14 protein-coding genes and 1 pseudogene are annotated in these 14,968 nt (G+C 33.6%); 3 read left to right on the top strand and 12 right to left on the bottom strand.

Translation table 11 applies throughout. The features are described from left to right. Positions 1-214: 214 nt before the first annotated feature. The 4 genes and pseudogenes from BM238_RS05030 to BM238_RS05015 all read right to left on the bottom strand — a co-directional run bounded on the left by BM238_RS05030 (position 215) and on the right by BM238_RS05015 (position 3,489). The gene (locus BM238_RS05030) at positions 215-811 is read right to left on the bottom strand and encodes a YdeI/OmpD-associated family protein (RefSeq protein WP_090079062.1); all 597 of its coding nucleotides are present in this window, start codon (positions 809-811) and stop codon (positions 215-217) included. A 2-nt stretch (positions 812-813) separates the two neighbouring features. Continuing rightward, positions 814-1,188, bottom strand: a pseudogene (locus tag BM238_RS14680) (tryptophan-rich sensory protein); the annotation flags it as partial. A 258-nt stretch (positions 1,189-1,446) separates the two neighbouring features. Further along, complete coding sequence (locus tag BM238_RS05020) at positions 1,447-2,247, bottom strand: hypothetical protein (protein WP_090079060.1); 801 nt, start codon at positions 2,245-2,247, stop codon at positions 1,447-1,449. A gap of 33 nt (positions 2,248-2,280) precedes the next feature. Continuing rightward, complete coding sequence (locus tag BM238_RS05015) at positions 2,281-3,489, bottom strand: hypothetical protein (RefSeq protein WP_090079059.1); 1,209 nt, start codon at positions 3,487-3,489, stop codon at positions 2,281-2,283. A gap of 171 nt (positions 3,490-3,660) precedes the next feature. Here BM238_RS05015 and BM238_RS05010 point away from each other — a divergent pair, with 171 nt between their 5' ends. Next, a complete protein-coding gene (locus BM238_RS05010) occupies positions 3,661-4,746 on the top strand; it encodes a tyrosine-type recombinase/integrase (protein WP_090079058.1) in 1,086 nt (361 codons plus the stop codon). Between the two features lie 3 nt (positions 4,747-4,749). Here BM238_RS05010 and BM238_RS05005 read toward each other — a convergent pair whose 3' ends face one another. The 4 genes from BM238_RS05005 to tamL form a co-directional block, all read right to left on the bottom strand. Beyond that, positions 4,750-5,001: a hypothetical protein gene (locus tag BM238_RS05005; RefSeq protein WP_090079057.1), complete on the bottom strand. Its 252-nt coding sequence runs from the start codon at positions 4,999-5,001 to the stop codon at positions 4,750-4,752. 253 nt (positions 5,002-5,254) lie between these two features. After that, on the bottom strand, positions 5,255-7,303 hold the full coding sequence (locus BM238_RS04995; protein ID WP_090079055.1) for a M16 family metallopeptidase: 2,049 nt from the start codon (positions 7,301-7,303) through the stop codon (positions 5,255-5,257). 74 nt (positions 7,304-7,377) lie between these two features. Further along, complete coding sequence (locus tag BM238_RS04990) at positions 7,378-8,691, bottom strand: M16 family metallopeptidase (RefSeq protein WP_090079054.1); 1,314 nt, start codon at positions 8,689-8,691, stop codon at positions 7,378-7,380. A gap of 148 nt (positions 8,692-8,839) precedes the next feature. Next, positions 8,840-11,428, bottom strand: coding sequence for a translocation and assembly module lipoprotein TamL (gene tamL, locus BM238_RS04985; protein ID WP_090079053.1), 2,589 nt, complete (start codon positions 11,426-11,428; stop codon positions 8,840-8,842). Here tamL and BM238_RS04980 point away from each other — a divergent pair. Both BM238_RS04980 and BM238_RS04975 read left to right on the top strand, forming a co-directional pair. Then, positions 11,414-12,139 (top strand): TrmH family RNA methyltransferase, encoded by a 726-nt coding sequence (locus tag BM238_RS04980; RefSeq protein WP_090079052.1) that lies wholly within the window; start codon positions 11,414-11,416, stop codon positions 12,137-12,139. The genes tamL and BM238_RS04980 overlap by 15 nt on opposite strands. 5 nt (positions 12,140-12,144) lie before the next feature. Further along, entirely contained in the window at positions 12,145-12,888 is a 744-nt protein-coding gene (locus BM238_RS04975) for a class I SAM-dependent methyltransferase (RefSeq protein WP_233741908.1), read from the top strand. A gap of 13 nt (positions 12,889-12,901) precedes the next feature. Here BM238_RS04975 and BM238_RS04970 read toward each other — a convergent pair whose 3' ends face one another. From BM238_RS04970 to cmk, 4 genes are all read right to left on the bottom strand, one after another. Then, on the bottom strand, positions 12,902-13,399 hold the full coding sequence (locus BM238_RS04970) for a hypothetical protein (protein WP_090079051.1): 498 nt from the start codon (positions 13,397-13,399) through the stop codon (positions 12,902-12,904). 3 nt (positions 13,400-13,402) lie between these two features. Beyond that, positions 13,403-13,711, bottom strand: a complete 309-nt coding sequence (locus BM238_RS04965) for a phage holin family protein (RefSeq protein ID WP_090079050.1) — start codon at positions 13,709-13,711, stop codon at positions 13,403-13,405. A 73-nt stretch (positions 13,712-13,784) separates the two neighbouring features. Then, positions 13,785-14,204, bottom strand: a complete 420-nt coding sequence (locus BM238_RS04960; RefSeq protein ID WP_090079049.1) for a YtxH domain-containing protein — start codon at positions 14,202-14,204, stop codon at positions 13,785-13,787. 84 nt (positions 14,205-14,288) lie between these two features. Beyond that, entirely contained in the window at positions 14,289-14,963 is a 675-nt protein-coding gene (cmk, locus tag BM238_RS04955; RefSeq protein WP_090079048.1) for a (d)CMP kinase, read from the bottom strand. Between the last annotated feature and the right edge of the window lie 5 nt (positions 14,964-14,968).

Raw genomic sequence — 14,968 nt, 5'->3', positions numbered from 1 at the left:
CGAAAAAACCCAATAATCCTTTAAAAATAATTAGCAATAATAGTCCAATCCACATATATTTTTATTTAACGCTTGTTTTTAAAATGACGCACAACGTTTTGCAGCTACCCGAAGGGCGGGATTTTCACCACTAAACTTCATTCGGAGAACTGAACTTTCGGCTTGCACAAATGTGTCTGCGGAGCACGAAACCCCGCCTTTTGGGTAGGTGCTGTTATATGCCGTTTTTCTGTCCACGGAATTGTTTTGGTTTTAAATTTTGGTCTGCAAGTTCTACAATTTCGGCAATTCTTTTTTGTCTAGTTTCTTGTCTTTTTGCAAGTGTAAGCCATTGTAAAATGTTTCTTTTGTCTGACCTGCTTAAACCTAAAAAAAAAGATTTTGCAATCGGTCGCTTCTCAAATTCTATATTCAAGTCGTTTGGAATAATTAATGCTTCTGCTTCGTCCAAGATTGTCCAAGAACCGTTTTGTTTTGCAATTTCTACAATATCAAAGCCTGCTTTTGTCATTAGTCCTTCGTTTGTCAGACGTTCAATTTTTTCTTTATTCACTTTAGACCAAACACTTTTTGGTTTTCGTCTGCTGAAAAACTGCATAAATTTTTCTTCATCTAAAGGTTTTGCCTTACTGTTAATCCAGCCAAAACAAAGTGCTTCGTCCACCGCTTCGCTATAAACAACAGTCGGAATATTTGATTTCTTTTTATAGTAAATAAGCCAAACTGATTGTCTTGTATGGTGATTGTCTTGTAACCATTCACGCCATTCTTGTCTGCTTTTTGGATAAAATGTTTCTATCTCTTTTTCCATCTTTACTTTTTCAATTTGGCATTATTCCAAAATTCTTTGTTAAGCCGATAATATTCAATGTTGGCAAAAATTGCATAAAAACCCCAAATTACTCTTGGTAGAAAAAATACCCAAGCCAAATGATTTTCTTGGTATAGGAAAAATAAAAATATCCATCCAATCGGCAATTCAAAAAAGAATACAACAAGAGATAAGTCGCACCTTTTGTATCTAAAAAATAAACGTGACCAAACTCCACTTAAAATTGCGGAGAGTAAATACAAAACTCCAAAAGCTAAAATTGATGTTTCGTTGTCGTTTGTAACGATGTAAAAAAGTCCTATTGCTTCAAGTATGTAGAATACTGGAAAAATAACAATAAAGACAATGTCTGGGAATGCAAAGCTTGGTCATTTTAAGTTTTTATACCATTCTTGTTCGTATGCTTTGTAAGAAACACCAAGAACTGTAGGCAAGATGAAACTTGTCAATAAGCAAATTATAAATGTAAAGATTGGGTTCATATTTGTCTGTTCGTTGTCGTGTGTGATGTCGTTTTAAAATGGTACATAACGTTTTTAAATTTTAAATAATGGTGGGATTGGATTTAAAATTGTTCAATCCATAATAGAACTGCCATTTTTTAAAACCCTATTTTATGCAATGGATTTTGTTTTCAATTTTTCATAAAGTTCTTCTATCTGCTTTTTACTTTCAATTAATTTAATTCCTGTTATACTTGCTTTTTTTGCTTTCCATAACTTAGGAATTGAAAACTTTCCTCGTGAAATAGAATACATCCAAATTAAGTCTATAAAGTTTACAAAAAGGTTTAATCTATAAAACAATGATGGATTTGAAATTTCAAACCCCATTTTATGTAGAGTTCTATTATTGAAAAAATAAGATGTCCCTACAAGTTCAACTGTATCAGGTATGCTTTTATTTTCGATTTGTTTGATTAGGTAAACTATTCCTTCCAAATGATACATTAATAGCTTATTTCTTATTTCAACTCCTACATTAAATTTTCTCATTACAAATAAGTAGTCAAAACTACCTCCGCTATGTAAATCTATTTGGATGTCGTTTGGCATGTAACCAAGTAACATTGGAGAATAATATCTATAAATACTAACAAGTCTAAAAAAAGGTGTAAATGCGAATTGACTAATAGGGACATAAATTAGGAAAAATAAGTAAAATGCAGGTTGTGAATATCCTTTCTCAATAATTACAATTCCCCCTACAATTCCGACTAATAGAAATAATATCGCTTCAATCCATTGCAGTAATTTTGGTTGTTTATAATAGTCATTCATATTAGTGATGGCGTTTAAAATGGCATATAACGTTTTGCGGCTTGGCGATGTGGCGGAAATCGAAGCACTAAACTTCAACTTTGCACTAAAGTTCAATTGAAAAACTGAACTTGAATTTAGCACTAAACCCGCCATATTGCCAAACCGATGTTAGCGGTAGTTCTTTTATTAGTAGTTCTTTTTCATTTTGGTTTTTAATGGTGCAAATAGAATATAGTCATATCTTGAAAGTATAAAATCTAAATCATTGTTTAATTTCACTTTTCTTTTTCGTGAAAGTTCAATTATTTTCTTTGTATCTAAAAGTGTCCATTTATCTTTTGTTGCTAATTCTAAAATCAATGACAAGTTTTTTCCATATTCATCGTCTTTAAAATCGTAAATGGAACCATCTTCGTTCTCGCTATACCTTGAAAAACAGTTAATCGAAGTTGATTTTGTGTTGTTAAAATAAGCTAATTCATTAACCATATTTCCTAAATCATAAATTCCCAACCAGCTCTTTCCATAACCTAAATGCATTGCTCCTGTTTTTATTAAAACTTTGGGTAAGTTATTATTTTTCTGTGCATTTTTGTAGTCATAAGCAAAGTTCCGCTTCATATTTTCCATACGTGTTACATTGCTTGTGTTATATTCTTTGGTTTCGTTAAGTTTATATATTTCCCAAGATTTTATAATCTCTGAAATAATCTCTTTCTGTTTTTTTGATTTGCATTTATTGAAAAATTGTTTTATTTCTTCAGCGTTCAATAAATTTGTAAATGTTGGGTAGTCTTCGTCCTCATTCTCTTTATTGAATTCTTCTTTGATAAAAGTTTTTGCTTGGTCATAAAATGTTTTTAATAATCTTTTGTCACTTGATAACTGGTAGATGTCGTCAATTAAAAACAAATGAGCGGATAAATACTCTTGGTCTAATCCCCACAATTTAAAATTATTATTTAATGCAGTTTTGAGAAATACTTCGTCCAACGTTCCATCAAAAAAAGGAATTGGAATTTCGTTGTATTTTGAATAGAATGAATGATTAAATTCAAATAAAGAACTGTGTATCTTAATTTTAGTCTGTAATTTCTTTGCAGATAACGGTCCTACTTCTAATGCAAAATTGTCGTAGCCGTTTCTTTTAAAAATAGGTAAAAGTACATTTGTTAATTGTGAAATTTGAGGTGAAAAATGTTCCTCGCCGAGCATAAAAAATTGACTTGTTTTAATTTCGTTCTCAAGCTTTTCAGCACCAGTTCCAGTTACTTTTCCATTACTAATTTCAATTGTAGAAGTAAAAGGGACAATGTCAGATGTTTTTAGTTCATTTGTTTGACCAAATGAATTTATTGAAAGGACGATTAATATAAATAAGGTCGTAAATTTCATTCGTTTCGTTTTTTTTAGAATTACCGCTAACTCTCAAATATACGCAAGTTTTCTAAATTCGCAAAAAAATATTATTTTTGTTATTATCTCATTGTCAATGTCTTAATTTTACTATCTTTAATATTACTTAAAATACGCAAGTTTAATTATTTATAATACGCAAGTTTAGTTATGCAAAATGCGCAACCTGTTTTTGATAAGAGTCGTTTTCAAACTAAGGTCGATATTTATAAGGAGAAAAAAATTATTTGGGTAATTTTTCCTAAAGATATTGCTTTAATACAGATGCTTAAATCTGCTACAAAAACTAGGTGGTCAATAAGTCAAAAATTCTGGTACATTGCGGATAATAATTTTAACAGAGAACTTTTTGGTATTGATAAAAAAATTGTGGGAAAAGCTGTTTTATTAAAAATTAATGAAATAAATTTAAAACCGTTTCAAAAATTTCAGGATCAGTTAATTCTAAGAGGTCTGAGCCAAAATACAATCAGAGTTTATTCCATAGAATTTGCACAGTTGCTTTATATTTTAAAGTCTAATGCTGTTGATGAACTTTCGCCGGAAAAATTACAAAGCTATTTTCTATACTGTCACAAAGAATTACAGCTTTCAGAAAACCAGATTCACAGTAGAATGAATGCCGTAAAATTTTATTTTGAAAAGGTGCTTCATAAAGACAAAATGTTTTTTGACATTCCGCGGCCGAAAAAACCACAGCTTTTACCAAAAGCCTTAAATACCGGAGAAATTTTAAAATTAATAAATGCCGCAGAAAACCCCAAACATAAACTCATCCTGCAACTTTGCTACGGAATGGGACTGCGGGTGAGTGAAATAGTCAATATAAAAGTAGAGCATATAGATTCCAAAACCATGAAAGTACTGATCGAACGCGGAAAAGGTAAAAAAGACAGATACGTAAATTTGCCACAAAGTATTCTTGAAGATCTGCGTATTTACTACAGATCATTTCTACCGAAAGAATATCTTTTTGAAGGACAATACGGTGGTAAATATGCGATAAGAAGTGCGCAGTCTGTTTTTAAAATTGCAATGAATAAAGCGGGAATTAGAAAAAGTGTGGGCATTCACAGTTTGCGTCACAGTTACGCCACTCATCTTTTGGAATTTGGTACTGACATTTCGCTGATCCAAAAATTACTGGGGCATAATGATATCAAAACAACCCTGCTGTATACTCATATTGCAGATCAATCAATTACTAACGTAAAGTCACCTTTAGATAAACTTTAATTCTCAGCTTCCTAAATTCCTTTTTTCTACTTCTTTTTTAAAATCCCGCAACGATTGAAAATTCACGACAAAAATGCTGAAAAGTCCCAGACAGACGGCGATCATAGTAAAATTACCTTTTTTAAGACCTAAATAAATGGAGCTTACTAAAAGTAATAAAAGTACGATACCGTAAATTTTGTTTAAATTTTTGAGTTTTTTTTGCTCCTTTAAAAGTACATCGTCTGAGATATTTTGAAATTTATCTTTATCCATTTTTTGGTTTTATCAAATTTACAGAAATCTTCCCGAATCTTCTGACGAAAAAATGCCTTTCAAATTTAGCCCCGGGTGAAGCGGCATCCTTTTTTTGCTTTACTGATATTTGCTCTTTTTCATTATTTTCCTGCAAAAAAAGATAAAGCGGAACACGGGACCAATCTTCAAAAAATACAAAAATTGTCTTGCTCCTAAAACAAAAAAAAACGGCATCTTTCGATACCGTTTTCATTTTTAGAAAAGATTTAATTTATTTAAAATCTTCCGCAGTTGCTTTGTTGAGTTCGTAAGAAGTTACGTCAAGCTGCATATCCTGTCCCATTTGGTTTACTTTTAAGGTAAATGGAAACATGACGCCGTCTACCGCTTTGTAGTTGGAGTAGTAGGTTGGCACCTCGATCTCCTGGCCCTGCACTTTTTGTTTCTTTACATCACCGATCTTTAAACCGCTGGTAACGTCATAATAGTAAGTCGCGTCGGCAGATTTTACTGCGTAAGCGTCCGTACCATTCACTTTTTCTATGCCGCCTAAAGTGTAATCTTTAGAAGTTGAAAACATCAACTCCGGAAAAATTTGCTTTTCTTTTGCATAAGCCGCCTGCATTTCTGCGGGCATATCCATCGTTTTTCCCTGCGCCGTCATAGTGCCTTTTGTACCGTTGTAAGTCATTTTTTGAACGGTGTTGCCCATCATAGAAACTTCCATGTTCATCTTGCCACCGGTCGCCTGCGTATTTTTTATGCCGACTTCCATGCCCTGCACTTTTGTAGTCGCAGCAGAACTCACGGAGGTGATCTTGGAGACTTTGTCTTTCCCGCCGATCGCAGCTAAATATTTATCACCAACAGAAGCTAAAGTTACGCTCGCGTCCACTTTTTTGATCTCCGGTTTTGCAACAGGATTTCCGTAAGCGTCGTAATATTTTACAGGATAACCCAAAGCATCCAGATCATTTCCAAAAGCGCTCGATTTCCCGGCAACGAATATTCTCATTGTAGACGGCATCACGAAATCATCGGAAACTTTCTGCACTTTGTCAAGCGTTACTGCGTCTACAGATTTTAAATAATTGGTATAAAAATCTGAAGGCAGATCCTGAGTAATCTGGTTTAAAGCAAAACGTGCCACAGTTTCCGGTCTTTCCAGAGAAAGAATAAATGTGCCTTTTAGTTTTTCTTTGGCGTTGTTTAATTCTTCCGGTTTAATGGTTTTTAATCCTTTTATTTCCGTCATGAATTCTTTTATCGCCTGGGACGTCACCTCACCACGAACGTTGGCTGTTCCGCCAAAGTTCGAATCGTACTTTGAAGTATCAAGAGAAGTATAAGCGCCGTACGTGTAGCCGTTTTTCTCACGAAGATTCATGTTTACACGGGTTTCCAGACTTCCGCCACCAAGAATATAATTGGCAGTAGTTGCTGCAAAATAGTTGGGATCTTTCATTTTTAAATTATGAAGATCACCCAAAATAACAACAGACTGCGCTGCAGTTGGCACATCTACAACATCAATTTCCGTTTTAGCAACATTGGAAAATTTAGGAAGAGAAGCAAATTTATAATCAGATTTCTTCCAGCCGTCGAATGATTTTTCGACCATACTTTTCACCTCGTTAAATTTTACATCACCGATGATTACTAAATAAGCGTTATTTGGTGAATACAATTTACTGTAAGTGTCCTGAACATCCGCCAGAGTTACTGCATTTAAAGTCTGCTCGGTTTCAAATACTCCTAAAGCAGAATTTTTACCGTAAGTCAAAGCGTTAAAAACTCGGTTTCCGATAACCTGCGCGCTTAGTTCGCTTGATTTTAATCCGGCAATCGCTCTTTCCTTTGATTTAGTAAGTTCATCTGCGCCAAATTTAGCATCGGTAATTCCAGCAGCGAATAGATTTAAAATCTCAGGATAATATTTTGAAAGTGTATTTGCAGAAGCGCCGTTCGCACCGTAATTGATGGAAGCGCCCAGATAATCTACTTTTTTATTAAAATCGTCTTTGGAGATCGTAGAAGTTCCACCACCTAAGAGATCTGCCATCAATGTGCTTTTGCCGGCTTTTGCGCCTTCCATCAATGGTGGGTGATCAAAAGTAAGTGTTGTATTTACTCTCGGCAGTTTGTGGTCTTCCACAACCATTACCGTTAAACCATTTTTAAGCTTAAAAGTCTGTGGTTTTGTGATATTTACCGTAGGCGTTGGTCCCGGCGTCGGCATTTTATTAAGGTCGATCACCTGCGCATTTACAAGACTGGAAATAAAAAATACGGCGGCAATACTATATAATGATTTTTTCATTTTTTAATTTTATTGTTTTTGTGAGATAAATGTGATCGCTGAAATCCGAAAATCATATTGCGATTTATCATTTTTTATTTTTTCTCCGGTAAATAGTTAATAATAACTCTCTGGTTGCTGTTCAGGTATTTCTTCGCAGCATCGCGGATGTCTTCTCTTGTGATATTTCTGTAGATGTCAATTTCTTTGTTAATTAAATTGGTGTCGCCCTGCAGAACGTGAGAAGTCGCTAAAGAACTTGCAATTCCCTGAATACTGGAGTTAGCATTTACAAACTGGTTCTCAAACTGATTTTGAAGTTTCTGAAAATCATCTTCACTGATCAACGTCGTTTGAAGTTTTTTAACTTCAGCATCAATATCAGCGCGTAAAGTCGCTTCTGTAGTTGCACCTAATGGGATAGCAAAAAATGCAAAAACACTATAATCTTCTTCACCTAAATTAATGGCTTGAACCTGAAGTGCTTTTTTCTCCTGATCTACCAGTTTTTTGTAAAGTACAGAAGATTTTCCATTGCTTAAATAAGAAGAAACCATGTCTAAAACTTTGGAATCTCTCGTCTTATTGCTCGGTGTTCTGTAAGTATAAAGGTAAGCCGGCAGCTGAATGTTAGGATCGTAATACGTCATTACGGTTTCCTTTGTGATCGGGTCTTCTTTTGGAAGATCACGCATGATCGGTGCACCTTTAGGAATACCTGCAAAATAAGTTTCGATCATTTTCTTGGTATCCTTTACGTTAATATCACCCGCCACAACCAATGTTGCATTATTTGGAACGTAATATTTTTTAAAGAAAGCTAAGAATTCTTCCAGTTTTGCAGAATCAAGATCTGCAGTTTCACCGATAGTCGTGTTTTTATATGGATGCTTTTTGAACAAACCAATTTTGATGGCTTTTTGGATATTTCCGTATGGCTGATTGTCTACACGAAGTCTCTTTTCTTCTTTCACCACCTCGTTTTGAGTATCTACACCAATCTGATTGATCACAGGATGTCTCAAACGTTCAGCTTCCATCCACAATCCAAGTTGTAAATTATTGGAAGGAAAAGTTTCGTAGTAATAAGTACGGTCGTCAGACGTGTTGGCGTTATTTGTACCGCCGTTTGCTCCAACGATTTTCATCCACTCACCACGTTTAATGTTGGGTGTTCCTTCAAAAAGTAAATGTTCGAAAAAGTGAGCGAAACCCGTTCTGTTTGCGATCTCATCTTTTGCACCAACATGATACATTACTGCGGTAGTAACGACCGGCGCTTTGTTGTCTTGATGAAGAATAACATGCATGCCGTTGGACAGGTCGTATTCTTCAAATTTAATTTCCTGAGCCGTAGACAATCCTCCGAGTAGAAGCAAGCCTAAAACTGAAAAAGAGTTTTTAATCATAATGCTATTTATTGTTTTAAATAAGTCCTATGATCACTCCGTTTGTTACAGATTTTAAGTTAAATTTTATTTAAAATTATCAAATAGTGGATTAAAACGTTTAAAGCTGATTTTTTCGTGAAAAACGTAGTCAGTTAATCTGTCAATTTTAGAAAGGATAACCGAAAGCAAAATTTAAAGTTGGTTTCAATGGTTTGATGTCACCAAATCTCCAACGGTCACCGATTGGTTTATTTGGATCATAAATTTTATACGCAAGATCTAGCCTTAAAGTAATGTAAGCTACATTTATTCTCAAACCTAAACCACTTCCAACGCCCATTTGCGAAAGAAATTTATTAAATTTAAACTGATCGCCTATTCCGTTGTCTTTTAAACCCCAGATATTTCCTGCATCTGTAAAAATTGCGCCTTCGAAAATGTCTGTTAAAGGCATTCTGTATTCTAATGACGTAGTAAGTTTTACATTATCCAAAAAATAAGATCTGATTCTTTCATCAAGTTGAGAATCTGCAGGTCCAAGACCACCAAAAGCCGGCCAGGCGCGGATATCATTTGATCCGCCATTAAAATAAGATCTTACCAGCGGCATGTTTTGTGAGTTGCCATAAGGAATTCCCACACCAACCAACTGACGGAAAGCGAGCGTATTTTTCTTACCGTTTTTAGTACCAAAAGTTAAATATTTTCTGAACTCAACATCAAATTTTACAAATTGAGAGTAGGGGATTTTAAAAATTGTCTTGGTATCATTACCAAAAACATTGTCGGTATTTGTTTTTTTACTGAAAGCCGAGAAAATATTTCCTGCAAATTCTACTTTTCCACTTACAAAAAACGGATTTTCATATTCTTTTTTCCCAATCTCGTTGTATGTGTAATTGTAAATTAAAGAACTGATCAATACATCCTGCGTCTGGCGTTCTTTATTAAATAAACTTTGCGCAAAATTATTATATGTATTTAACTGATCTGCGTTTAAAGTTTTAGAAAAATTTGGGTCTGCGTAAATTATTGCTGAAACCTGATCGTTTGTTAGTTGGCCACTTAACAAAGCCGCCTGAATCTGTGGATTGGTTTGAAAGTAAAGATTAAAAGTCGACTGTCGGTAACCAAAATCGGCAGGAAAATAATCGTAGTATTTGTCTTTATTTTGGGTTAAACTAAGCTGTGTATTAAAGAGAGAAAGTCGGTGTGTAACGCGGTCATCCACATTTGCAAAATAATTTAAACCTGCATTCAAATTTATTCTTCCCAAGCCAATGTTGTTTTGCACCGAAGCACCAATAGTAAGTGAAGATGTGGGAGAAAATCTTTTAGGAATAAGCTTCCAGTAAGTAAAAGGTAAAAATAATCTTGGAAAACTTAAGGTAAACTGCGTCGCCAGTTCATAAGCCAAACTTCTTTTATTGATGTCCTTCGAACTTCTGATAGAACCAAATGTCCCGGAAATACTTGAAGATAGATTTTCTGCACCACCAAATACATTTCTGCTTGTAAGATCGACTGAAGGTGAAATCCCGAGATTTAAAAGCTGACTGTAATTAACGTCTGTAGCTACTTTTAATTCATATTTTGGCAGAGGTTTAAGCAGATAAAGAACATCAATAATACTGTCATTTGGTGGTGCGGCGCCTCCATCCCGAAGTCCTATTTGTGAAGAAAGAATACTGAAATTATTCATCGCAATTAGATTTCTTCTTGTAAGATCAAGGTTTTTTTGATCGTAAACTTCGCCTGGAACAATCGTTATAGGACGCCAAATAGAGCGTGTTTGATATTGTTTGTCGATCAGGTGAATATTAATGCCGCGTAAACTGTCTGTAAAAGTATTCGCAGGATAATCTTTTGCTCTTCCCACAACAGCAACATCTATTTTACCGATCGTCGCTTTTTTGTAGGTAGAATCGATCTTCATCGTAAGGGGAACCTGTTTTCTACTTGTTAATGTATCCGCGGTGAAGTAAATATCTTCGTTTGAATTATTAAAAGAAAAATAACCGTTTTGCTTCATAAGCTCATCGATCCGTTTTACTTCATCTTCCAGATTTTGCTGATTTAAAATCTCACCTTGATTCACTAAACTTTTATCAATATTCCATTCGTAATATTTTTTTATTTCCGGATCTTTTATATCATAAAAATATTCTTTAATGAAAGTTGGATCTTTATGCGTAATAAGATAACTTGCCTGCGCTTTTTTTGAAGCAGAGTCTAAAGTGTGTTTAAAATCAACTTTAGAATCCCAATAACCGTGATAAACCAGATATTTTCGAATTAAGTTGGCGCTGGTCTGGGTTTTTCCCTGTTCTAAAATAACCGGTGGCTCACCCAAAGAATGAAAAAAACGATCCCAAAACAAATTTTTCCCCACATATTCCGGGTGGTTGTATTTTACGAAAAGCGAATCTCTTAATTTTTGGTCTCTTATCGCGCTTGGGTAAGTTAAATATTCATTAAGAATACTGTCATATTTGGGATTTGTAGCATTATAAAACCACAAACCTACCGGAAAAAGCATTGCCGATTTTTTGTTGGGTTTTTGACTTACTAAATTTGGGATCTGGTCGCCGTATATTTTACCGTCATTATATTTAAAATCATTTTTCGTCAGTAAAAATTCACCGTCCGGAACTTTTTTTGTGGTACTACAGGCAAATATTAGAAGCAACACAGTTGCAGAACAGATTAATATGTAATACTTTTGAAGATATTTTAAAAAATGCTGTCGTCTCATAAAATAAAAATTATTCAGTCTCTGGATAAAAAGAAATTCAGGCAAAAATACAATTTGTTTTTGGTTGAAGGTAACAAAATTATCCGTGAGATGGTGAATTCACCGTTTAAGATCAAAGAGATTTTTTCGGTGAATTCCGACCTAAATTATTTGAAAAATATCGAAATTACTGAAATTTCATCAACAGATTTAAAAAAAATCAGTTTTCTACAACATCCAAAAGATTCTGTCGCTCTTTGCGAAATACCATTGGAAGAAGATTTTATAGAATGTGACAGACAGATTATTTTGGACGGCATTCAGGATCCAGGAAATCTGGGAACCATTATCAGATTGGCAGACTGGTTTGGAATTGAACAAATTATTTGCAGCGAAGACACTGTTGATTTTCTAAAACCAAAGGTCATAATGGCGAGTATGGGAAGTTTTTTGCGTGTAAAAATAATTTATAAAAATCTGGATAATTATTTAGAAAATACTAAAAATGTCAATATAGGAACAGATATGAATGGGGAAAATATTTACAACTTTGAATTTCCGAAACAGTTTAATTTAATTCTTGGAAATGAAGGAAACGGAATGCGCGAAAATACTTTTAATCAACTTCAACATAAAATTACAATTCCGCGTTTTGGAATCTCAAAAAGTACAGAAAGTTTAAATGTTTCAATGGCGACCGGAATTATTTTAGGTCAGATATTCTCCAGATAAAATTAATGATGGTTTATAATATTTTAAAAAATACACTGAAATCTGTTTTTCCAAAAAAGGTTTTATTCAAGTATGAAGATAATTTTCGGAAAATTTTATATCCATTTTATAAAGGAGAAAATTGTGCGTGTAATATTTGCGGCAGCAAACTCAAAAATTTTGAAAAGCTTGAAAACGGAAATCTGCTTTGTCCAGTTTGTGGCAGTTTACCGCGAACGAGACGTTTATGGAAGATTGTAAATGAGGATTTTATGACTAAAAAGAATATTTCTGTATTAGATTTTTCACCTTCGAGATCTATTTTTAAAAAATTATCAAAAAACTCTGAAATTAATTATTTCCCGACAGATTTTTCTGATGAATTTTTATCTGTTTATCATTATGACATTACAAAAATAGAAGCAGAATCTGACAAATTTGATTTAATAATGTGTTATCATATTTTGGAACACATTGATGAAGATGCTTTTGCAATGGCGGAACTTTTTAGAGTTTTAAAACCTGGCGGAACTTGTCTTATTCAAACGCCTTTTAAAGAAGGAGAAATCTATGAAGATGACACAAAAAAATCCGAAAAACAAAGACTTGAGTTTTTCGGACAAGAGGATCATGTAAGGATTTATTCAGTCAATGGTTTAAAGCAAAGACTCGAAAATGCAGGTTTCAACATTGAAATTAAAAAGTTTGAAGAAGATGTTTATCTTGGTTTAAATAAAGGAGAAACTGTTATTTTTGCCAAAAAAAATTAATTTCTTCATTCTTTTAAATAAGCTGTTCCAAAGAACTTACTCTTCCATTTTTGTGAAATTCCTGTAATTTTTCACGGATAAATCTCAAGATGGAAGGCGCCAGATAAATCAAAGCCATTCCGATTAATTTCTTTTTAACGCTGGTATTTTCCAGACTTTTTTTCGCATAATTTCCAACAAAACCTACGATTATAAGTTTTATGGCATTTTCTGCTAGACTGCTTCCCAATTCGCTTTGTGCGAAATCAATGATGTTGTCTTTTTTAATAAAAGTATTTTTAACAGTATCGGCAACAGAATCTACAATTTCTTTTGTCTTAAATGCTACCGTAGGTTCGCCGTCTTCATCAACAACTTCTTTTAGAAAATTGTCTGTAAAACCGTGGGTTAAAACACTTAAACTTTCTTTTGCATTGTCAAATGACAGCAGACTTTCCAATTGATCAACCTCAGATTTTAGTAATGCTTTTTTTCTTCTAAGTTCATCCAAACCGTTGTATTTATTTGCCATGATCTAAGAATTTAAAGATTTTAAGATAAAATTTGCCACTTTGTTTTTAATTGAAGTTCTTGCCATTATCGTGATAATAATTATTAAAAGATAAAAAGCCGCGACAATAAGAATTCCGTAAGCATAATTGCCAAGTAAATGGCCAATATAAAGACCAACTCCGATATTTAAAAGTATAATGAATAAAATACCGACGATCAATAAAACTACTAAAAAGGCGAAAAAACTCACGATCATTACGGTTTTTTCCGCAGCTTCCATTTTCAAAAGCTCGATTTTTTTCGAGATAAATTCTTTTAAAGTTTCAAGCATAAAAAATTTTTATAAAGTTACAAAAAAAGGAACTTTTACAAGTTCCTTTTTAATAATTTGTTTCAGTTATTACTTAAGATTTCAAGCTATCTAATTCGTTTTCAACGTCTTTAGATAAATCTGCCATTTTATTTGCAGCTTGATCTTTATATTTATCATAACCGTCTTTTACGTTAGAGGCTACTTTTTCAGCAGTTCCTTTTACGTTTTCTGACAGGTTATTGTAAGTGTCTTTTGCTTTTTCTGTGTAATGATTATAAGTATCTTTAGCTTTTTCAGAAACTTCAGCGTATTTATCTTTTGCTTTTTCAGAAACTTCAGAATATTTATCTTCAGCCTGAACTTTTAAATCTTTTGCTTTGCTCTTGATTTTTTTTCTTGTTTCAGTTCCTTCTTCCGGTGCATATAGCATTCCTAAAACTACTCCTGCAGCTGCTCCAGCTAATAATCCAGCTAAAACTCCCGCTACATTATTGTTACCTTTTTTTGACATGTTTATAATTTTTTATTGTTAATAATAATTTTGTTAAAAATAAATTACAACAAACGTACCAAAAGGTGACACAAAATATTTTTGTCAGAATTTCCTGATTTTTGATAAAATGAGGTCAATTGTTTCTTCTTTTGAAATAAGTGTATTATCAATTAAAACAGCATCTTTTGCCTGCCGCAAAGGTGAAACCTCACGTTCACTGTCGATTTTGTCCCTTTTAATTAAATTTTCACCAACTGTTTTTTCGTCAGTTTCTATTCCCATACCTTGCAACTCACGAAATCTCCTTTTTGTTCTCTCTTCAATGCTTGCAGTAAGGAAAAACTTGTAGTCTGCATCAGGAAGTACAAATGCACCGATATCCCGGCCATCCATTATAATTCCGCCGTTAACAGCTGTGTTTCTTTGCAGGTTTAATAAAAACTCTCTTATTTCCGGTTGTTTGGCAATAAAACTTACGTGGTTATTTACCTTTAACTGGCGGATTTTTTGTGACATATTTTCACCATTTAGATAAAGTTTCAGTTCGTGCTCCTGAATTTTAAAGGTGATTTTTAACAGGTGAAAATCTGCATAAAGTTTATTAAGGTCAATTTTACCGTCATTATCCAGACAATTTTTGAGCGCATAATATGTAATTGCGCGGTAAAGAGAACCTGTATCCAGATGGACAAGATCAAGCTTTTTTGCAATTATTTTAGAAATCGAACTTTTGCCTGTCGACGAATAACCGTCCATCGCAATCACAGGTTTTCTCATACCAC

This window comes from Halpernia frigidisoli, assembly GCF_900113805.1.
Classification (GTDB): domain Bacteria; phylum Bacteroidota; class Bacteroidia; order Flavobacteriales; family Weeksellaceae; genus Halpernia; species Halpernia frigidisoli.
Note: the sequence above shows the minus strand (reverse complement) of the source record. Positions and strands in the feature narration are given on the sequence as shown.